The 20,211-nt window shown below is 70.8% G+C and carries 19 protein-coding genes; 6 read left to right on the top strand and 13 right to left on the bottom strand.

Features of this window, described 5'->3' with window-relative positions:
• Positions 1–87 precede the first annotated feature (87 nt).
• From ACZ7M2_RS43345 to ACZ7M2_RS43360, 4 genes are all read right to left on the bottom strand, one after another.
• Positions 88–1,059: a hypothetical protein gene (locus ACZ7M2_RS43345; protein ID WP_471599996.1), complete on the bottom strand. Its 972-nt coding sequence runs from the start codon at positions 1,057–1,059 to the stop codon at positions 88–90.
• 13 nt (positions 1,060–1,072) lie between these two features.
• A complete protein-coding gene (locus tag ACZ7M2_RS43350; protein WP_003997302.1) occupies positions 1,073–1,369 on the bottom strand; it encodes a DUF4193 domain-containing protein in 297 nt (98 codons plus the stop codon).
• Between the two features lie 392 nt (positions 1,370–1,761).
• Positions 1,762–3,009 (bottom strand): sensor histidine kinase, encoded by a 1,248-nt coding sequence (locus ACZ7M2_RS43355; protein ID WP_352051145.1) that lies wholly within the window; start codon positions 3,007–3,009, stop codon positions 1,762–1,764.
• A gap of 6 nt (positions 3,010–3,015) precedes the next feature.
• Complete coding sequence (locus ACZ7M2_RS43360; protein WP_010983842.1) at positions 3,016–3,669, bottom strand: response regulator transcription factor; 654 nt, start codon at positions 3,667–3,669, stop codon at positions 3,016–3,018.
• Between the two features lie 417 nt (positions 3,670–4,086).
• Between ACZ7M2_RS43360 and ACZ7M2_RS43365 the strand changes: the two genes are divergently transcribed.
• Complete coding sequence (locus ACZ7M2_RS43365; protein WP_165854003.1) at positions 4,087–4,260, top strand: hypothetical protein; 174 nt, start codon at positions 4,087–4,089, stop codon at positions 4,258–4,260.
• Between the two features lie 137 nt (positions 4,261–4,397).
• On the opposite strand, the gene ACZ7M2_RS43370 is transcribed toward ACZ7M2_RS43365, so the two are convergent.
• Both ACZ7M2_RS43370 and ACZ7M2_RS43375 read right to left on the bottom strand, forming a co-directional pair.
• Positions 4,398–5,213, bottom strand: a complete 816-nt coding sequence (locus ACZ7M2_RS43370; protein ID WP_471599997.1) for an inositol monophosphatase family protein — start codon at positions 5,211–5,213, stop codon at positions 4,398–4,400.
• A gap of 8 nt (positions 5,214–5,221) precedes the next feature.
• The gene (locus tag ACZ7M2_RS43375; RefSeq protein WP_471599998.1) at positions 5,222–6,349 is read right to left on the bottom strand and encodes a ferrochelatase; all 1,128 of its coding nucleotides are present in this window, start codon (positions 6,347–6,349) and stop codon (positions 5,222–5,224) included.
• Positions 6,350–6,537: 188 nt separating this feature from the next.
• On the opposite strand from ACZ7M2_RS43375, the gene ACZ7M2_RS43380 reads away from it, so the two are divergent.
• Both ACZ7M2_RS43380 and ACZ7M2_RS43385 read left to right on the top strand, forming a co-directional pair.
• Positions 6,538–7,776, top strand: a complete 1,239-nt coding sequence (locus ACZ7M2_RS43380) for an MFS transporter (RefSeq protein ID WP_471599999.1) — start codon at positions 6,538–6,540, stop codon at positions 7,774–7,776.
• Complete coding sequence (locus ACZ7M2_RS43385; RefSeq protein ID WP_471600000.1) at positions 7,736–9,055, top strand: D-arabinono-1,4-lactone oxidase; 1,320 nt, start codon at positions 7,736–7,738, stop codon at positions 9,053–9,055. Before ACZ7M2_RS43380 ends, ACZ7M2_RS43385 begins: the two co-directional genes overlap by 41 nt.
• On the opposite strand, the gene ACZ7M2_RS43390 is transcribed toward ACZ7M2_RS43385, so the two are convergent.
• Positions 8,979–9,755 carry a hypothetical protein gene (locus tag ACZ7M2_RS43390; protein ID WP_471600001.1) on the bottom strand — a complete coding sequence of 259 codons (777 nt, stop codon included), beginning with the start codon at positions 9,753–9,755 and terminating at the stop codon, positions 8,979–8,981. The two genes, ACZ7M2_RS43385 and ACZ7M2_RS43390, sit on opposite strands and share 77 nt — an antisense overlap.
• 471 nt (positions 9,756–10,226) lie before the next feature.
• Here ACZ7M2_RS43390 and sepH point away from each other — a divergent pair, with 471 nt between their 5' ends.
• Positions 10,227–11,282, top strand: a complete 1,056-nt coding sequence (sepH, locus tag ACZ7M2_RS43395; RefSeq protein ID WP_097224578.1) for a septation protein SepH — start codon at positions 10,227–10,229, stop codon at positions 11,280–11,282.
• A gap of 85 nt (positions 11,283–11,367) precedes the next feature.
• Here the strand turns inward: sepH and ACZ7M2_RS43400 are convergent, their stop codons facing one another.
• Positions 11,368–12,219: a sulfurtransferase gene (locus tag ACZ7M2_RS43400; protein ID WP_471600002.1), complete on the bottom strand. Its 852-nt coding sequence runs from the start codon at positions 12,217–12,219 to the stop codon at positions 11,368–11,370.
• Positions 12,220–12,543: 324 nt separating this feature from the next.
• Between ACZ7M2_RS43400 and ACZ7M2_RS43405 the strand changes: the two genes are divergently transcribed.
• Positions 12,544–13,347, top strand: a complete 804-nt coding sequence (locus ACZ7M2_RS43405) for a VOC family protein (protein ID WP_352051137.1) — start codon at positions 12,544–12,546, stop codon at positions 13,345–13,347.
• 20 nt (positions 13,348–13,367) lie between these two features.
• Here the strand turns inward: ACZ7M2_RS43405 and ACZ7M2_RS43410 are convergent, their stop codons facing one another.
• From ACZ7M2_RS43410 to ACZ7M2_RS43425, 4 genes are all read right to left on the bottom strand, one after another.
• The gene (locus tag ACZ7M2_RS43410) at positions 13,368–14,015 is read right to left on the bottom strand and encodes a thymidine kinase (RefSeq protein ID WP_352051136.1); all 648 of its coding nucleotides are present in this window, start codon (positions 14,013–14,015) and stop codon (positions 13,368–13,370) included.
• A gap of 62 nt (positions 14,016–14,077) precedes the next feature.
• Positions 14,078–15,265 (bottom strand): alkaline phosphatase family protein, encoded by a 1,188-nt coding sequence (locus tag ACZ7M2_RS43415; RefSeq protein WP_352051135.1) that lies wholly within the window; start codon positions 15,263–15,265, stop codon positions 14,078–14,080.
• Positions 15,265–15,852: a DUF5998 family protein gene (locus tag ACZ7M2_RS43420; RefSeq protein ID WP_054229916.1), complete on the bottom strand. Its 588-nt coding sequence runs from the start codon at positions 15,850–15,852 to the stop codon at positions 15,265–15,267. The genes ACZ7M2_RS43415 and ACZ7M2_RS43420 overlap by 1 nt, the downstream gene beginning before the upstream one ends.
• Positions 15,853–16,001: 149 nt before the next feature.
• Positions 16,002–18,821 (bottom strand): bifunctional acetate--CoA ligase family protein/GNAT family N-acetyltransferase, encoded by a 2,820-nt coding sequence (locus tag ACZ7M2_RS43425; RefSeq protein ID WP_471600003.1) that lies wholly within the window; start codon positions 18,819–18,821, stop codon positions 16,002–16,004.
• 178 nt (positions 18,822–18,999) lie between these two features.
• Here ACZ7M2_RS43425 and ACZ7M2_RS43430 point away from each other — a divergent pair, with 178 nt between their 5' ends.
• Positions 19,000–19,281 carry an HPr family phosphocarrier protein gene (locus ACZ7M2_RS43430; protein ID WP_054229914.1) on the top strand — a complete coding sequence of 94 codons (282 nt, stop codon included), beginning with the start codon at positions 19,000–19,002 and terminating at the stop codon, positions 19,279–19,281.
• A 182-nt stretch (positions 19,282–19,463) separates the two neighbouring features.
• Here ACZ7M2_RS43430 and ACZ7M2_RS43435 read toward each other — a convergent pair whose 3' ends face one another.
• Positions 19,464–20,159 (bottom strand): GntR family transcriptional regulator, encoded by a 696-nt coding sequence (locus tag ACZ7M2_RS43435; protein WP_471600004.1) that lies wholly within the window; start codon positions 20,157–20,159, stop codon positions 19,464–19,466.
• Positions 20,160–20,211: the final 52 nt, after the last annotated feature.

Raw genomic sequence — 20,211 nt, forward strand, 5'->3', positions numbered from 1 at the left:
GCCCCCACGAGCCGGGGATCCTCACGAGCCGGTGCCCCCTGCCCCGTCGCTCGTCTCGACTCGGCGGGCGGGCGGGCGGTGCCGGGCTCAGTGCCCCAGTCCCTTGGGGATCTCCCCCATCCGCAGGGGATCCGTCGGCTTCTCCAGGGGCGGCAGCTCCGCAAGCGCGTCCCACGGCACCTGGGACTTGCGCAGGTCCTTGCGGATACGCGCCGCCAGGCGTTTGGTGTCCCGGCGGTTCATGACCGCTCCCACCGCCGCGCCCACCATGAACGGCATCAGGTTCGGCAGATCCCGGACCATGCGTTTCATGATCTGCTGGCGCAGCTCACGCTTCATCTGGCCACCCAACGCGGCGTTGATCGTCGACGGTTTGGTCACGTCGATCCCGCGCTCGGAGGACCAGGAGTTCAAATACCCGGTACTGCGCTGTTTGAGGTTGCCCGGCGGCCGAAGGCCATAGACCTCGTGGAGCTCGGCGATCAGCTTCAGCTCGATCGCGGCGACGCCGGTGATCTCCGCGGCCAGCTCGGTCGGCATCGCGGGCGGCACCGGCAGCATCGCGGCGGCACCGATCCCGGCGCCCACCGTGGACGTCGCGTTGGCCGCACCCGCCACGAGCTTGTCCGCGAGCTGTTCGGGGGTGAGTCCCGGGAACTGCCTGCGGAGGGTCGCCAGGTCCCGTACGGGGACGCGCGGCGCGATGTCGATGATCCGGTCGGCGAGGTGGGACAGGCCCGCCTTGGCCCTGCTGCCGCCCTTCTGGACGCCCTTTCTGACCCCGTCCCGAAGGCCGGCCGCACGGCGGCCGGTGGCGGGAACGGCGACGTCCGCCGGAACCGAACCGTCGGACGGTTCCGGATCGCCGGCCGGCTTCACCATGCCGGCCCGCTCGAAGGCGCCTGTCGGCGCTGTGGCGGGCGCCCGCTCGAGCGAGGCTGATCCTGGTCGGGAAGAGCCCCGCTCGTCGTCACGCACGCCTTCAGGGCCGTCTGAGGGCCCTTCGTCCGCTGCCCGTGAAGGGAAGCGGCGCTTCCAAGGTGGGGTCGAGCCAGTCACGGCCGACCCTGCCTCAGTCGCAGTCGCGGCAGATCGGCTGACCGTTCTTCTCGCGGGCCAGCTGGCTGCGGTGGTGCACCAGGAAGCAGCTCATGCATGTGAACTCGTCCTGCTGCTTGGGCAGCACCCGGACGGCCAGCTCCTCGTTCGAGAGGTCCGCTCCGGGAAGCTCCAGGCCTTCTGCGGCCTCGAACTCGTCTACATCGACAGACGACGTGGACTTGTCGTTCCGGCGAGCCTTCAGTTCTTCAAGGCTGTCCGAGTCGACGTCGTCGTCGGTCTTGCGTGGGGTGTCGTAATCCGTTGCCATGTCGCTCTCCCCCTCTGGGTGTCTGCGGTGTCTCAGCGCACGTAACGCGTGAGAGGCCGGACTTGTGCCCGACCTGAGGCGGAGATTTTGCCTCACATCAAGGTCTGTTACTCAATCGACACCCAACCGGACTCCCCATGAGTGATCGGCTTGGATGGCGATGCGGACCGTACACGGTCCGAAGGGCCCACTTCAAAGGCGTCCCACCGTGTACTTCCCGTGATCTAGACCCCCGAAAACCCGGATTTTCCCGGCTTTACGACAGCCTGCGTGGCCACGGAGAGTAGATGGCCAGAAATTCGCCCTTGTGATCGATCACACACGAGTCTCCCGGATGGGCGACCAGAAAATTCCGCGCAAAGCGAACATCGCCGCGTGTCCGCGACATGTTCTCAGATCGGCAGGGTGACGCGCATCACGAGCCCACCCCCCTCGCGCGGCTCTGCCGCGATATGGCCCCCGTGTGCGCGGGCCACCGACCGGGCGATGGAAAGGCCGAGGCCCACGCCCTTGTCGCTGCCCGTGCGCTCCGTACGCAGCCGCCGGAAAGGCTCAAAAAGATTGTCGATCTCGTACGCGGGAACCACCGGACCCGTGTTCGTGACCACCAGTACCGCCTGGCCGTGCTGGACCTGCGTCGTGACCTCGACCCAGCCGTCGTCCGGCACGTTGTACCGCACCGCGTTCTGGACGAGGTTCAGGGCGATGCGCTCCAGCAGTACGCCGTTGCCCTGGACGACCGCCGCGGCGCGCTCCCCGCGGATCGCCACACCCTTGGCCGCGGCCTCGGCGTGCACCTGGTCGACGGCCTGTGTGGCGACCTCGGCGAGGTCCACGGGCTTGCGCTCGACGATCTGGTTGTCGCTGCGGGCGAGCAGCAGCAGTCCCTCGACGAGCTGCTCGCTGCGCTCGTTGGTGGCCAGCAGCGTCTTGCCGAGCTGCTGGAGCTCCACCGGGGCTCCGGGGTCGGACAGGTGCACTTCGAGGAGCGTGCGGTTGATCGCGAGCGGGGTGCGCAGTTCGTGCGAGGCGTTGCCGACGAACCGCTGCTGGGCGGTGAAGGCCCGCTGGAGCCGCTCCAGCATGTCGTCGAAGGTGTCCGCCAGCTCCTTCAGCTCGTCGTCGGGGCCGTCCAGCTCGATCCGCCGGGACAGGTCCGAGCCAGCCACCGCGCGCGCGGTGCGGGTGATCCGGCCGAGCGGCGACAGGACGCGGCCCGCCATCGCGTAGCCGAAGGCGAAGGCGATGATCGCGAGGCCGAGCAGGGCGAGCAGGGAGCGGCTGAGCAGGTCGTCCAGGGCCGTCTGACGCTGATGGTCGATGCAGTTGCTGATCGCAACGTTGAACTCGTCGAGTGACAGGTTGCCCGCCTGGACGGCGGGGCAGTTGTCGCTGCTCACCTTGATCGACGTACCACTGACGATCTTGAAGAGCGGCTCGGCGCCCGTGTTCAGGGCCTGCGCCGCGAGCAGATAGATGATCGACAGCAGCATGATGCCGGCGATCAGGAACATGCCGCCGTACAGCAGCGTGAGCCGTATGCGGATGGTCGGACGCAGCCAGGGGAACGGGGGCTCCGCCCTTCTGGGGTCCCAGGTGGGCTTCGGAGGCGCCGTGGGGGGCGCGGGAGTCGTGGCCACCGCGGATCAGATCCGGTACCCGGAGCCGGGCACGGTGACGATGACCGGGGGTTCCCCGAGCTTGCGGCGCAAGGTCATGACGGTGACGCGGACGACGTTGGTGAAGGGGTCCGTGTTCTCGTCCCAGGCCTTCTCCAGGAGCTGCTCGGCGGAGACGACGGCGCCCTCGCTGCGCAGCAGCACCTCCAGGACGGCGAACTCCTTGGGCGCGAGCTGGACCTCCTTGCCGTCGCGGAAGACCTCGCGCCGGTTGGGGTCGAGCTTGATCCCGGCGCGCTCCAGGACGGGTGGCAGCGGCACGCTCGTACGACGCCCGAGAGCACGCACGCGTGCCGTCAGCTCGCTGAACGCGAACGGCTTGGGGAGGTAGTCGTCGGCGCCGATCTCCAAGCCCTCGACACGGTCGCTGACGTCGCCGGAGGCGGTGAGCATCAGCACGCGCGTGGGCATGCCGAGCTCGACGATCTTGCGGCAGACGTCGTCGCCGTGCACGAGCGGGAGGTCGCGGTCGAGGACGACCACGTCGTAGTCGTTGACGCCGATGCGCTCCAGGGCGGCCGCACCGTCGTACACGACGTCGACGGCCATGGCCTCCCGGCGCAGTCCGGTGGCCACCGCATCGGCGAGCAGCTGCTCGTCCTCGACGACGAGTACGCGCACGTCGCTTGTCCTTCCTCTGTCCACCCGCGTAGCGCCTCTTCGGCACACGTGGGCAGGGGGGTCTGTCATGGGTGAGGCCTCCATCCTGCCCTTTTCGGCCATAAACCGGCTGTAAGGCGGGTGAGAGGCGACCGGTACGACGGTCTCGGGGCCCGGGAATGCGAGATTTTCTCGTCGGGTTGAGGTTTCCACGGAAGGGAGCGGGGGGTAGGACGGCTTTACACCCCGCGATCACGCTCTGCATGTGGCAAGCCACCTTGTGGTACGTCCAACCGCTTCCGCAGAGCGGGCGTGGGTGTCCGGCACCGTCGCCGCCCAGCCCGGGCAGCGCTGGGCACCCTCTGGAGACGTGATCGCCCCTTCCCAACGGCACACCCCCGTGCCACCGACCCACGACCCAGGACGAGGGGGCGCAGCATGGACGCATTCACCGCAGGACTTCTGCAGCGCATAAGGGCGACCGAGTCCGACCTGACGCGGGCTCGCGAAACAGGCGACGACTTCCTCGCGGAGGTCGAGCAGGCCGAGCTCGAGGACCTGCGCCGCCTTGCCGCCGAGCACGGTGTGGAGGTCGGCGCGTCGCGCGTCTGAGCAGTTCGTACGAGAGCGGGGCCCCGGCATCGATCCAGTGCCGGGGCCCCGCTCCGTTGTTGTGCGTACCGAATTCCGTAGCCGCTGTACGCACCGGGAACAGCGGGTGCCGTACGGACCGGGAACGGTGGGTGTCCTCAGTCGTGCCAGGCGCCGAACTCCTCCAGAAGCCGCTGGAGGGGCTCGAAGACGCCAGGGGAGGCCGCGACCGCCAGAGCGCCCCCGGGGCGCTCTCCGGGGCGTCCACCGGTCAGGGCGCCCGCCTCACGGGCGATCAGGTCGCCCGCCGCGAGGTCCCAGGGGTGCAGACCGCGCTCGTAGTAGCCGTCGAGGCGGCCCGCGGCGACGTCGCACAGGTCGACGGCCGCCGAACCGCTGCGCCGGATGTCGCGCAGCAGGGGGATCAGCCGGTGGGCGACCTCGGCCTGGTGGACCTTGACCTCGGTCACGTAGTTGAAGCCGGTCGAGACCAGGGCCTGGTCCAGGGGCGGCGATGGGCGGCAGGCCAGCCGGCGCTCGCCGACCCAGGCCCCGCTGGCGCGGGCGCCCCTGCCGCGCACGGCGCTGTAAGTCTCGCCGCGCATCGGTGCCGCGACGACTCCGACGACGGTCTCGCCGTTCTGTTCGGCCGCGATGGACACCGCCCAGGTCGGCAGCCCGTAGAGGTAGTTCACCGTGCCGTCGAGCGGGTCGACGACCCAGCGGATGCCGCTGGTGCCCTCGCTGGAGGCGCCCTCCTCGCCGAGGAAGCCGTCGTGGGGGCGGTGCTGGGCGATCAGGTCGGTGATCAGCTTCTCGGCGGCGATGTCCATCTCGGTGACGACGTCGATCGGGCTGGACTTGGTGGCGGCGACCGTGAGGTCCGCCGGGCGGCCGTCCCGCAGCAGCTCGCCGGCGCGGCGGGCGGCGTCGTGGGCGAGCTGGAGCAGTTCGGTGTGCAGGGGCTCGATCAAGGGGCTCCTCAGGCGTACGGGCTGTCGGCGCCCGCGGCGGCGGGCTTGGGGGCGCGGGCCGGGCAGCAGCCCACAGGGCACAGGCCGTGGCTCGCGCCGAGCGCGCCCAGGGCGCAGGGTGTCACCTGCAGCCCGTTCTCCGTCGCGGCGCGCTCCAGGACGAGGTCGCGGATCGCCGCGGCAAAGCGGGGGTCGGCGCCCACGGTGGCCGAGCGGCGCACGGGCAGCCCCAGCTCCGCCGCCTTGGCCGTCGCCTCCGTGTCGAGGTCGTACAGCACCTCCATGTGGTCCGAGACGAACCCGATGGGGGCCATCACGACGGCCGGGACCCCGGCCCCGTGCAGCTCCTCCAGGTGGTCGCAGATGTCGGGCTCGAGCCACGGGATGTGCGAAGCTCCGGAGCGCGACTGGTACACGAGCCGCCAGGGGTGCTCGATCCCGGTCTCCTCGCGCACGGCGTCGGCGATCAGCTTCGCCACGTCCAGGTGCTGCTCGACGTAGGCGCCGCCGTCGCCGTGGTCCTCGGCCGGGCCGGAGGTGTCGGCGGCCGCAGTGGGGATGGAGTGCGTGGTGAAGGCGAGATGCGCGCCCGCCCGTACGTCCTCGGGGAGCTCGGCGAGGGACTTCAGGACGCCCTCGATCATGGGCTCCACGAAGCCGGGGTGGTTGAAGTAGTGCCGCAGCTTGTCGATCTTCGGCAGCTCCAGGCCCTCGGCCGCCAGGGCCGCCAGGGCGCCGGCGAGGTCCTCGCGGTACTGCCGGCAGCCCGAGTACGAGGCGTACGCGCTGGTGGCGAGGACGAGGACGCGGCGGCGGCCGTCGGCGACCATCTGGCCCAGGGTGTCGGTGAGGTACGGCGCCCAGTTGCGGTTGCCCCAGTACACGGGCAGGTCCAGGCCGTGGTCCGCGAAGTCCTTGCGGAGGGCGTCGAGCAGGGCACGGTTCTGGTCGTTGATCGGGCTGACCCCGTCGAACAGGAAGTAGTGCTGCCCCACTTCCTTCAGCCGTTCCTTGGGGATGCCTCTCCCCCGCGTCACGTTCTCCAGGAACGGAACCACGTCGTCCGGGCCCTCGGGGCCGCCGAACGAGAGCAGGAGCAGGGCGTCGTAGGGGGTGGCATCGAGCACATCTGGCATGGGTCCGATCCTGCCATCCGTCACTGACAGCCGGACAACAGCCACATGACAAGCGGAATCGGGACGTGCGCGAGGTGGTGCGTTAGGGTCCCCTAACCCGTAAGCTGTATCGGCCATCTACACGCCTTACCGGAGTCCGACCGCACGCAGTGACCGTGCGGCCTGGCCGAGCCCACCGGAGACCCTTCGTGCCCAGCCCGTACCGCGCCCTGTTCGCCGCCCCCGGCTCCAAGGGCTTCTCCGCCGCGGGCTTCCTCGGCCGGATGCCCCTGTCGATGATGGGCATCGGCGTGGTGACGATGATCTCCCAGCTCACCGGGCGGTACGGGCTCGCGGGCGCGCTGTCGGCAACCATGGCGCTCGCGGCCGCGGTGATGGGCCCGCAGGTCTCCCGGATGGTGGACCGGCACGGCCAGCGGCGGGTGCTGCGCCCCGTCACCCTGTTCGCGCTCGTGGCGGCCGCCGGGCTGCTGCTGGCCGCGCGCTTCGAGTGGCCGGACTGGGCGCTGTTCCTCTGTGCGGCCGGGATCGGCTGTGTCCCGAGCATCGGCGCGATGATCCGGGCCCGTTGGGCGGCCCTCTACGGAGGCACCCCGCAGTTGCACACCGCGTACTCGTTCGAGTCCGTGGTGGACGAGATCTGCTTCATCTTCGGGCCGATCTTCTCCATCGGCCTGTCCACGGTGTGGTTCCCGGAGGCCGGGCCGCTGCTCGCCGCCTGCTTCCTGGCGGTGGGCGTCTTCTGGCTGACCTCCCAGCGCGCGACCGAGCCCGTGCCGCACCCGCGTGAGCACCACACCAGCGGTTCGGCGCTGCGCGCGGCCGGACTCCAGGTCCTGGTGGCCACGTTCGTGGCGACCGGAGCGATCTTCGGGGCCGTGGACGTGGTCACCGTGGCCTTCGCGGAGGAGCAGGGCCACAAGGGCGCCGCGAGCGTGGTTCTGGCCCTCTATGCGGCGGGTTCCTGCGCGGCGGGAGCCGTGTTCGGACTGCTGCACTTCAAGGGGGCGCCCGAACGTCGGTGGCTGCTGGGCATATGCGCCATGGCCGTGAGTATGATCCCCCTGCTACTGGTCGGAAACTTGCCGTTTCTGGCCGTGGCGCTGTTCGTTGCGGGCCTGTCCATCGCTCCCACGATGATCACGACGATGTCCCTCATCGAACAGCACGTACCACGCGCGAAACTGACCGAGGGCATGACCTGGGTGAGCACCGGACTCGCGGTCGGGGTCGCGCTCGGCTCCTCCGTGGCCGGCTGGGTGATCGACGCCGCCGGTGCGAAGGCCGGGTACGGGGTTCCGGCGGTGTCCGGAGCCGTCGCGGTCGCGGTCGGATTCCTCGGGTATCGCCGGTTGAGCAGGCCGGTTCCGCAGCGGGAGGGGACCCATGAGCACCACAGTGAGCGGGAAGAGCGGCACGTGGCGTAACTGGGCGGGGAACGTCACCGCCCGGCCCGTACGGGAGGTCACCCCCGCTTCGGTCGAGGAGCTCTCCGCGGCCGTACGCAAGGCTGCCGACGATGGTCTGAGGGTCAAGGCCGTCGGCACCGGGCACTCCTTCACCGCCGCCGCCGCGACCGACGGCGTGTTGATCCGCCCTCAACTGTTGACCGGCATCCGCAACATCGATCGCGCGGCCGGGACCGTCACCGTTGAGGCGGGCACCCCGCTCAAGCGTCTCAACATGGCTCTCGCGCGCGAGGGGCTGTCGCTCACGAACATGGGCGACATCATGGAGCAGACGGTCTCGGGCGCGACCAGTACCGGAACGCATGGCACGGGCCGCGACTCGGCCTCGATCGCCGCGCAGATCAAGGGACTTGAGCTGGTCACCGCGGACGGTTCGCTCCTCACCTGCTCCGAGGCGGAGAACCCCGATGTCTTCGCGGCGGCCCGGGTGGGCATTGGCGCCCTGGGGATCGTCACCGCGATCACCTTCTCCGTAGAGCCCATTTTCCTGCTCACGGCCCGCGAGGAGCCGATGACCTTCGACAAGGTCACCGCCGACTTCGACGAACTCTTCACCGAGAACGAGCACTTCGAGTTCTACTGGTTCCCACACACCGGCAACTGCAACACCAAGCGCAACAACCGCAGCGCCGGCCCCGAGAAGCCGATCGGGCAGATCGGCGGCTGGATCGAGGACGAGTTCCTCTCCAACGGGGTCTTCCACGTGGCCAATCTGGTCGGCCGCGCCGCGCCCGCCACCATCCCGACGATCGCCAAGATCTCCAGCCGGGCGCTGTCCGCGCGGACCTACACCGACATTCCCTACAAGGTCTTCACTTCTCCGCGCCGGGTGCGCTTCGTGGAGATGGAGTACGCCGTTCCGCGCGAGGCGCTCGTCGAGACGCTGCGCGAGCTGAAGACGATGGTCGACCGCTCGTCCCTGCGGGTCAGCTTCCCCGTCGAGGTGCGCACGGCCCCCGCGGACGACATCGCGCTCTCCACGGCGTCCGGGCGGGAGAGCGCCTACATCGCCGTCCACATGTTCAGGGGTACGCCCTATCAGGCGTACTTCACCGCGGCCGAGCGGATCTTCACGGCGCACGAGGGCCGCCCGCACTGGGGCAAGGTCCACACCCGCGACGCGGAGTACTTCTCGAAGGTGTATCCGCGCTTCGGCGAGTTCACGGCGCTGCGGGACCGTCTTGACCCGGATCGCCGCTTTGGGAACGACTACTTGCGTCGGGTGCTGGGCTCGTAGGCGAACCGTCCGTGGGCGCCGGGGTGTCGGCCGGCGCCTGCGAAGCGGCGTCGGAACTCGGCATCGGTGCAGGGGATGTGGCACGGCCGTCACCCTGAGTGGTGCCGGTCCCGGCGCCGTCTTCGGTGCCGGAAGTGCCGTCGGTGGCCGACGGCTCACTCGACGAGGACCCGCTCGAAGGGCTCGAAGGCGTCATGCCGGGCCTTGAGTGGGAGCCGGAGCCACTGCCCTTGAGGGCGTCACCGACGGTGGTGCTCGTGCCGTCGCCGCTGAAGCTCTGACCCGACACCAGCTCGTACGTCGTGATCCCCGCCATCGTGACGCCGAAGACGAGCGCCGCCGCGATCACCGGCCGCTTCCAGTTCTTGACCCGGGCGCGATAGACGGTGCCCTCGGTGAACGCCCCCGGTACCGGATCCTGCTCGGGCCTCGGCTTCGCCTGGACCGTGACATCGCGGAGCTGTTCGCCGGTGCGCTTGAAGAAGTGCTGGAAGACGGTGCCTCCACAGGTGGCGATCGCGCTGACCACTCCGGCGCCCAGGATCGTCCCGTACACCCCGAAGTAAGAGGCGAGTTTGGCCGCCACCACCGCGGCCACGGCGCTGCCCGCCACTTGCGGAAGGCTCAGGTCCACCCGCTTCCTCCTCGGTGCCCCTTCCTTCGCTCCCGGTTCCTCGCCGGTATCCGACTTCTCGCGCATCCCCGGACCTTGCCTGCCTTTCCCGTACTTCTCGACCGCTTGCACGAGAAAGGGACGGACGGGCGAAACGTTTAGTTCCGTTTCTGGCGATTACGTGAAGTACGACACGTTTCACGGTCACTCATACGGCACAGCGGACGGCCAACTACCACCCCTCACTAGAAGTTGGGCGGCGTGCCGATCCACGCACATGGCCCGAATGGAGTACTGTTGCGAGCCCTGGGTCCGGACTCCCGCCAGGGTGTCCGGGGCCTGACAGGACCGCCGGGAGGGGGCTCGTTGCACAGGGTGATGGAGTTCGTCACTTAGCGTTGCGAATAGGTAACCGTGCCATAACGGCGACCCCGGGCCCGTGCCCGACACGCCGGGCAACTCGGCAAGGTTGTGGCAGGCTGCACCCGGGCAGGCCACACTCGACTAGCGGAAGCAGCGACGCACGTGACGTCGGCAGGCACCACCCGGGAGGTCCCCATGCCCGAACTGCGTGTCGTGGCCGTCTCTAACGACGGCACACGGCTGGTGCTGAAGGCTGCGGACAGCACGGAGTACACGCTTCCGATTGACGAGCGTCTGCGCGCCGCTGTTCGCGGCGACCGTCCCCGCCTCGGCCAGATCGAGATCGAGGTGGAGAGCCATCTCCGCCCCCGAGACATCCAGGCGCGTATACGCGCCGGCGCCTCCGCGGAGGAAGTCGCCCAGCTCGCGGGAATCCCCGTCGACCGGGTGCGTCGCTTCGAGGGCCCCGTCCTCGCCGAGCGTGCCTTCATGGCCGAGCGGGCCAGGAAGACTCCTGTCCGCCGCCCCGGCGAGAACGCCGGACCCCAGCTCGGTGAGGCCGTCCAGGAGCGGCTGCTGATCCGGGGCGCCGAGAAGGACACCGTCCAGTGGGACTCGTGGCGTCGTGACGACGGCACGTGGGAAGTGCTGTTGGTCTACCGGGTCGCGGGCGAGCCGCACTCGGCGAGCTGGACGTACGACCCGCCCCGGCGGCTCGTCCAGGCCGTCGACGACGAGGCGCGCTCGCTGATCGGCGAGTCCGACGACCTCGCGGCGCCCGAGCCGAGCTTCCCGTTCGTCCCGCGTATCGCACGGCTGCCGCGCGACCGCCCGCTGGACCGTGCCCTGGACCGGCAGATGGAGCGCCCGAGTCTGCCCGGGCCTTCCCCCGAGCCGATCGAGGAGAGTGTGAGCGACCGCGACTCGCTCACCAGCCTCCTGGAAGCGGTACCCAGCTTCCGGGGCGACATGGTGGTGCCCGAGCGGCCCGCCACCGCGGAACTCCCGGCGACGGAGGAGCCACCCACCGAGCCCGAGGCGGAGGAGCCCCCGGCCCCCGCGGCCTCGGCCGGTGCCGGGTCCGCCTACGCGGACGTGCTCATGCCCCGCTCGGTCGGCAGCCACCGCGACCGGCTCGTCGGCGCGACCGACCGCCAGGCCGAGGCCGACGGCGTCCGCCCGGGCCGCAGAGCGGCGGTCCCGAGCTGGGACGAGATCGTCTTCGGGACGCGACGAAAGAAGCAGGACTAATCAGTTGTACGACATGGGGGCCCGCGCCACGCTGGAGCGGGCCCCTTTGCCGTTACTCAGGGTCGGGGCCCACCGCGACGTGCCGTTACTGGGGGTCGGGGCCCACCGCGACCGGACGGCCACTGTCCCGCGACCACTCCGACCAGGAACCCACGTACAGCGCGGCCGGGATGCCCGCGACGGCGAGCGCCAGCACCTCGTGGGCGGCGGACACGCCCGAACCGCAGTAGACGCCGACCTCCGAAGTGCCGGTCACGCCGAGGGACTTGAAGCGCTCCGCGAGCTCACCCGATGGCCGGAACTCGCCGGTCTCCGTGACGTTCTCCGTGGTCGGCGCCGAGACCGCGCCCGGGATGTGCCCGCCCACGGGGTCGATCGGCTCGACCTCGCCCCGATAGCGTTCCCCGGCGCGGGCGTCGAGCAGCAGCCCCGTACGGGCGAGCGCGGCGGCCCCGTCCGCGTCCAGCAGCGGCCGGGAGCCCGCGACCGGCTCGAAGGTTCCGGGGACGGGCTCGGGGACCTCCGAGGACACCGGCCCGCTCCAGGCGGCCAGCCCGCCGTCAAGCACGCGCACCGACGGATGCCCCGTCCAGCCCAGCAGCCACCAGGCCCGCGCGGCGGCCCACCCCACGCCACCGTCGTACACGACGACATCCCGGTCCGCGGACACCCCGGCGGCCCGCATCGCCCCGCTGAAGACCTCCAGGTCGGGCAGCGGATGGCGGCCGCCGTCGCCCGGTTCCCCGGCCAGTTCGGCATCCAGGTCGACGAAGACCGCGCCGGGGATGTGCCCTGCCGCGTAGGCGGCCCGGCCGTCGAAGGGGGCGGCCCCGGCGGCTGTCGCCGTGGAGAGCTGCCAGCGGATGTCGAGCACGACCGGCGGGTTCGGTCCCACCAGGTCGCTCGCGAGTTCGGATGCGGAGATGATGGCGTTCATGGCCACCATCCTTGCGTACGGGGTGGCCCCGGCGTCCAGGTCCGGCTACTCTGCTCGGCCGGACAGGTCCGATCACCGGGCGTACGGGATCGGGCACATGCTGTACAGCCGATGGACACTCCCCGGCAATCGCGCGGAAACGGATGGGAAACGGCTCATCGGGCATTCTCCGGCAGTGGACCACTACACGATGACGCCGCCGGGGCGCGCAGGGTGACGGGTGGTGCGAGCATCGGCACGGGGCGTGCACGCGCGCGATTGCGGTACGCGTGTTGGTAGGCGGAAGGTGAACGGCCACCGCGAGGGGCCGAGAAGAGAGTGACGATGACCGAGGCACGGGAGTCGGCCGGCCCGAACGGCACCACGAACGCTCGGCACGCACCCGGCGTGCCCTGCTGGGTGAGCCTGATGGTGCACGGGATGGCCACGACCCAGGAGTTCTACGGAGAGCTGTTCGGCTGGGAGTTCCAGCCGGGCCCGCGGCAGCTCGGCCCGTATGCGCGGGCCCTGCTCGACGGCCACGAGGTGGCGGGAATCGGACAGATGCCACCCGACCGGCATCTGCCGATCGCCTGGACGCCGTACTTCGCCTCGGAGGACGTGAACCACACCGCCGAGTCGGTACGGCACTGCGGCGGCACCGTGGGCGTGGGCCCCCTGGACGCCGGAGAGGCCGGGCGGCTGCTGATCGCCTCGGACCCCACGGGCGCCGTCTTCGGGGTCTGGCAGGCGGCGGCCCATCTGGGCACGGCACTCCACGGGGTGCACGGCACCCCGGCCTGGATCGAATTGGTGACCCGCGACACCGAGAGCGTCGTCAAGTTCTACCAGGGGGTCTTCGGACACGAGCCGGAACCGGTCGTCTCGGCCGACTTCGACTACATGACCCTGCACATCGACGGCCGCCCGGTGGCAGGCATGCACGGCGTCGGCCATGGCCTGCCCCGCGACCGCGGGCCGCACTGGCTGACGTACTTCGAGGTCGCGGACGTGGACGAGGCCGTCACCCAGGCCACCGACCTCGGCGGACACCTCCTCAAGGCGGCCCACGACTCGCCCTACGGACGGGTGGCCACGGTGGCGGACCCGGAGGGCGCGGTGTTCTCGGTGATCCGCACCGAGCGATGACGCACGCAGCGCGCTGAGAGTCAGGCGGAGGCGATCGGCAGTACGTCGGGCGAGAGGGCGCTCGCGCGAGCCGTCGCCGCCGTCATCCGGCGCCGGTGGTGTCGACGGCACAGGACCTCGTAGCCGATGTCCTCCGCCTGATTGACGTCGCCGACGACCACCTGGGCGCCCTCGACGACCATTTCGCCGCCTATCGTGCGGGCGTTGTGGGTGGCACGGGCGCCGCACCAGCACAGGGCCTCGACCTGGAGGACCTCGACCCGGTCGGCGAGCTCCACGAGGCGCTGGGAGCCGGGGAAGAGCTTGGAGCGGAAGTCGGTGGTGATGCCGAACGCGAAGACGTCGACGCCAAGGTCGTCGACCACCCGGGCCAGTTGGTCGATCTGGCCGGGGGCCAGGAACTGCGCCTCGTCCGCGATCACGTAATCCGCCCGGCCGCCCTGGGAGAGGTGGTCGACGAGGTACCCGTACAGGTCCTGGTCGTCCGCGACCTCCACGGCGTCCGTGACCAGGCCGAGGCGCGAGGAGAGCTTGCCCTCCCCCGCGCGGTCGTCGCGCGTGAAGATCATGCCCTGCAGGCCCCGGGCCGAGCGGTTGTGCTCGATCTGGAGAGCCAGCGTCGACTTCCCGCAGTCCATCGTTCCGGAGAAGAACACCAGCTCGGGCATGGGGAGTTGAGCACCTTTCGGCAAGAAGGGAGGCAGGCGGAGGAGGGACGGGCGGGGAGCAGTCAGGTACGTACTTCCAGGAGCGGAACGTGCTGCTCCACCGGTGCCATCGAACCGTGGTTGCCGACCATCGCCGACTCCTTCGGCTCCCGCTCGGTCGCGACGATCAGGACGTCGTCGCAGGCCGCCGCCACGACGTCGCCGATCCGGGCGTACACCCGTTCGTCGACCTGCGGCCCGAACCAGCCCGCCGCGATCGCCTCGTCGCGTGAAGCCACCCAGAACTGCTCGCCGAGCACCTCGCGCCAGCAGGTCAGGACGTCCGCCTCGGCACCCGGGACGGCGTACACATGCCGGGCCCGGGCCTCGCCGCCCAGCAGGGCGACTCCCGCGCGCAGCTCCCAGTCCTCGTCGAAGTCGATGCGGTGCTGCTCGTCGAAGGGGATGTCGATCATGCCGTGGTCGGCGGTGATGTACAGCGCCGCGCGCGGCGGCAGTTGCTCCGCGAGGCGCTGGACCAGGCGGTCGACGTACATCAGCTGACCGCGCCAGGGGTCCGAGTCGACGCCGAAGCGGTGGCCCTTGCCGTCCACCTCGGCGTAGTAGGTGTACACCAACGAGCGGTCGCCTGCGGCCAGTTGTTCGGCCGCGAGGTCCATGCGCTCCTCGCCGGACAGCCTCCCGTGGAACGTTCCGCCACTCAGGGCGATCTTCGTGAGCGGGGTGTTCTGGAAGGTCGGGGACGTGACCTGGGCCGTGTGCACACCCGCCGCGTCCGCGAGCTGGAAGACGGTGGGGTACGGCTGCCAGGCACGGGGTTCCGTCCAGGGACTCCAGCGCAGCTGGTTCATCAGCTCGCCGGTCCTCGGGTTGCGCACGGTGTAGCCGGGCAGGCCGTGCGCGCCGGGCGGCAGGCCCGTGCCGACGGAGGCGAGAGAACTCGCGGTGGTCGCCGGGTAACCGGCGGTGATCGGGCGGCCGGTGCCGCCGCGCGAGCCGGCGAGGAGGGAACTCATGAAGGGGGCCTCGTCCGGGTGCGCCTTCAGTTGCTCCCAGCCGAGACCGTCGATCAGGAAGACGCAGTTCCGGTCGGCCTCGGTCAGTTCCGGTATGGCGGTGGTCATGCCGGGGACGCCCATGCCGGCGGCGAGCGTGGGCAGCAGATCGGCGAGCGAGCCCGCGCCGTACTCGGGGACGGGCGCGGAATCGATGGCCAGCGGTTCCGGGTGGTCCCAGGTGGGCAGCGCCATCAGCGGGTGATGTCCGCGGTCGCCTCGGAGAGGGACTGCGCGAAGGCGAGGGCCTGGCGCACCGTCTCCGGGCCGTCCCCGGCCTCGCTGACGCGCAGGCTCAGGTCGTCCGCCGTCGAGTTGCCCGTGTAGCCGTGGTCCGCCTCGCAGTTGGGGTCGCCGCAGGCCGCGGGCTCCAGGTCGATGCGGGAGACCGCGCCCCAGCCGATGGTCAGGACGACCTCACGGGGCAGCGTGCCCGGCGTGTACGACTCGGGGTTGGCGACGACCCGGCTGACGACGACCGACGAGATCCGGCCGAGTTTCACGGACTCGGTCGAGGTCGTGGCGTACGGCGTCGGTGAGGTCGTGTCCGCGTTCTGCTCGTCGGTGTGACTCACGATGAAGCGGTTGCCGGTGAGGACGAGCACGGTCACGTGCCGGCGCACCTCGTTGGCGTCGAACGTCGTCTCCTGGTGGACCAGGTACGACCGGATGGTGTCGCCGCCGATCGCGGCCTCCACCGCCTCGGCCACGAGGGCCGGGTAGTAGCCGCTGCGCTCGATCGCCGCTCGCAGCCCCTGGGTCGTCGTACTGGTCTTGGCCATGACGTCCATCCTACGGTGGCCCACTGACTGCGAGGCACCGCTCGCGGGTGTCTGTCGTGGACGGATCAGAACGAATCCTCGACGGCGGCGGGCGCCGGTACCGCTCGCACGACGGGCCGGCGCGGCTCGGACGACTGGACCAGTACGGCTCAGACGACGGGAAGCGTCCGGGGGCCGAGGTCGTCGCGGACGGGGGCGCGGGCCAGCCGCACGGTGGCGCCGAGCACGCTCAGGCCGCGCGGGGCGACCACCACCGGCTCCAGGGAGACGGCGACGACCTCCGGGTGGTCGTCGACCAGCCGCGAGACGCGCAGCATCAGCTCTTCGAGGGCCACGGTGTCGACCGGCGCCGAGCCACGCCAGCCGAACAGCAGCGGCGCCGTCCGGATCGACCGGACCAGCGAGCTCGCGTCCCGGTCGGTGACCGGAACCAGCCGGTGTGCCGTGTCCCCGAGCAGCTCCGACGCGGCTCCGGCCAGGCCGAACGAGAGCACCGCTCCGGCCGCCGGGTCGATGACGGCCCGTACGACCGTGTCGACCCCGCGCGGCGCCATGCCCTGCACGACCGGGCGCAGCACCTCCGGCGTTCCGAAGAGGTCGGTCAACTCCGTGTACGCCCTCCTCAGTTGCGCCTCGTCCGTCAGATCCAGGCGTACGCCGCCCAGGTCGGCGCGGTGTCTCAGGTGCGGTGCGGTGGTCTTGAGGGCCACGGGGTAACCGAGAGTGCGCGCGGCCACCGCGGCCTCGTCGGGTGTCGGCGCGGGCAGTGCCCGGTGCACCTCGATGCCGTACCGCCCGAGCAGCACGCAGGCGTCCTCGGGGGCGAGTGTCAGTCCCGAGCCCCGGGAGAGCAGCTCGTCGATCTGCTCGGCGGCGCCCTTCTCGTCGATGTCCTCGTACTCGGGGACCTTGCCAGGGTCGGCCACCTCGCGCCGCCACTGGGCGTATTTCACGGCCTCGCCGAGGGCGCGGACGGCGCGCTCGGCGGCGGGGTAGGCGGGGATGAGCCGGGGGCTCGCCTCCGAGGGACCACCCACGGCGGTGGCCGGGCGTTCGGCGGGACGGGGTGCCTGGCCCGCGCCGGGTGCCGTGGACGCCGCCTGTGGTGCGGTGCTGGCCGCCGCGGACAGGGCCTCCGCGAGCCCGCCGAGCTCGACGTGCACCACGAGCACCGGCTTCGCCGGGGCCGAGGCCGAGGCCGATCGCAGGGCCTGAGCCAGGGCCGCGTCCTGGGCCGGCGTCTCCCCCACGGCCGGTATGGCGGTCACCACCACGGCGTCGCACCTGTCATCGGCGAGGGCTTTCGTCAGCGCCCGGTGGAAGTCCTCCGCCGAGGCCGCCGTGGTCAGATCCAGCGGAGGAAGCGGTCGCAGTCCTTCGGCCAGGCACGCGTCGAACGTCAGCAGTCCCAGGGACTCCGAGTTGCCGAGGATCGCCACCCGGGGTCCCGCGGGGAGCGGCTGGCGGGCCAGCAGAAGCCCCGCGTCGACCAGCTCGGTGATCGTGTCGACCCGGATCACCCCGGCCTGCCGCAGCAGCGCGGACACGGTGGCGTGCGGCAGCCGGGTGGCCCGTACGGCATGCCCCTGGGGAGCGGCGGCGTGCCGCGCGCCCTGGACCACGACCAGCGGCTTGGCGGCCGCCGTCCGCCGGGCGAGCCGGGTGAACTTGCGCGGGTTGCCGATGGATTCGAGGTACATCAGGGCGACGTCGGTGTCCGGGTCGTCGTACCAGTACTGGAGTACGTCGTTGCCGGACACGTCCGCCCGGTTCCCGGAGGAGACGAAGGTGGACACGCCGGTCACGCCGGTGACGCCGCCGCCGCGCCGGTGCAGCCGGGAGAGCAGTGCGATCCCGATCGCGCCGGACTGGGCGAACAGGCCTATCCGCCCGGGGCGCGGCATCTCCGGCGCGAGCGAGGCGTTGAGGCGCACCTCGGGGGAGGTGTTGATGACCCCGAAGGCGTTCGGTCCGATGATGCGCATCCCGTACGTACGCGCCTGGCGGACGAGTGCGCGCTGGCGCTCGCGTCCGGCGGGACCGCTCTCGGCGAACCCGGCGGAGACGACCACGAGGCCCTGCACGCCGTGCTCGCCGCACTCCGCGACGACCTCGGGGACGTACGGCGCGGGCACGGCGACGACCGCGAGGTCGACGGGCTCGGCGATGTCGCGGACGGAGCGGTGGGCCGGAACGCCGTCGATCTCCTTCGCCTGGAGTGCCTTGTTCACGGCGTACAGCCGCCCGGTGAAACCGGCCGCGCGCAGGTTGTCGAGAACGCTGCGTCCCACCCCGCCGGGGGTGCGGCCCGCTCCGATGACGGCGACCGAGCCGGGCGCGAGCAGTCGCTGCACGGACCGCGCCTCGGCGCGCTGCTCCCGCGCGCGCTGCACGGCGAGCGAGCGGTCGGTGGGTTCGAGGTCGAACTCCAGGCGTACGACGCCGTCCTCGAAGTGCCGCTTCTGCTGGTACCCGGCGTCCGTGAACACCTTGATCATCTTGCTGTTGGCGGGCAGTACCTCGGCGGCGAAACGGCGGATGTCGCGCTCCCTGGCGACGGCCGCGATGTGCTCCAGGAGGGCCGAGGCGACGCCGCGGCCCTGGTGGGCGTCCTGTACGAGGAAGGCGACCTCGGCCTCGTCCGCGGGCAGCGAGGCGGGCCGACCATCGGCATTAATACGGTCATAGCGTACGGTGGCGATGAACTCGCCGCCGACCGTGGCCGCGAGTCCCACCCTGTCCACAAAGTCGTGGTGCGTGAAGCGGTGGACATCCTTGGCGGACAGGCGCGGGTAGGGCGCGAAGAAGCGGTAGTACTTCGACTCGTCCGAGACCTGCTCGTAGAAGCTCACCAGCCGGTCGGCGTCGTCGACGGTGATGGGCCTGATGCGGGCGGTGCCGCCGTCGCGCAGCACCACGTCGGCCTCCCAGTGGGAGGGGTACTCGTGCCGGTCCGACGAGGTCTGCATGGGCCCCAGAGTACGGCTCGCGTCCGACAACGGCGCGAGGCAGGCTGGGGGCACCGAAGTCGGATCCAGGCCGGGATCCGACGCGGAGTTCGGGACGGGAACAGCACCCTGCCCGGACTCGCTTCACGTTGTGGAACACTGGTCTAGACAACCCTGAACACCTGAAGGGCAGCATCACATGGCTGAGCGCCGCGTCAACGTCGGCTGGGCCGAGGGCCTCCACGCCCGTCCCGCCTCCATCTTCGTCCGGGCGGCCACGGCCTCCGGTATCCCCGTGACGATCGCCAAGGCGGAGGGCAACCCCGTCAACGCGGCCTCCATGCTGGCGGTCCTCGGCCTGGGCGCCCAGGGTGGCGAGGAGATCGTCCTCGCCTCGGACGCCGAGGGCGCGGACGCCGCGCTCGACCGGCTGGCGAAGCTGGTGGCGGAGGGTCTCGAGGAGCTCCCCGAGACCGTCTGAGAAAGAGCCCCCGAACGGGGTTCCGCAATTCATGGCGGGAGTGGCCTTCACACCAAAAGACCCCGCCCCGCACGCATTCGAAGGGCTCGCCTGAAAACATCGGGCGGGCCCTTCGCTTTTCTCATTGCGGGCAGCAGAAATAATCCCCCGCAAATTACCCCTCTTTGTATACGGCGCCGGTGTTAATGACGCACGCCCGTCATGTTTACGGGATGTTGCGAAGTCCTCACACGCTCCGGACGATCTCCCCCGCCGGGAAAACGCAGCCGATGCGCGACCGTCGCGCGCTCGGTGTGCAGCGCCGTGACGGCCCGCGCCCGCTCGCTGTCGCCGCGCGCCACCGCGTCCACGATCCCGCCGTGCTCCGCCCAGGACTCCGCCGGATTGGCCGGCGCCTCGACCGCGTACATCCAGGCGATCTTGTGCCGCAGCTGGGCCAGCGTGGAGGTCAGCGCCGGGCTCCCGGAGGCCTGCGCGAGGGTCTCGTGGAACCAGCTGCCGAGCGACCGCAGATCCTCGCTGTTCCCCCTCCTGGCCCGCTCCTGCCCCAGTCTGACCAGGCCTCGAAGCACCTTGAGGTGGGCCTCGGTGCGCCGCTGCGCGGCCCTCGCGGCGCCCAGCGGCTCCAGGAGCGTGCGCATCTCGAGCAGGTCCGCGCCCTCCTGCTCGGTGGGCTCCGCGACGCACGCGCCCGCGTGTCGGCGAGTGACGACGAAGCCCTCGGCCTCCAGCGTGCGCAGCGCCTCGCGCACGGGGACCCGCGAGACGCCGTAGCGGCGCGCGAGCAGTTCCTCGGTGAGCCGGCTGCCGCGCTCGTAGACACCCGCGACGATGTCGTCACGGATCGCCGTGCATACCGAGTGCGCGGGAATGCGCATGACCGGACCTCCGCCTTAATCCCCGCGAAACGCGGTCGATTGACGCTTGTTC

It is taken from the genome of Streptomyces sp. NPDC111507 (genome assembly GCF_055638955.1).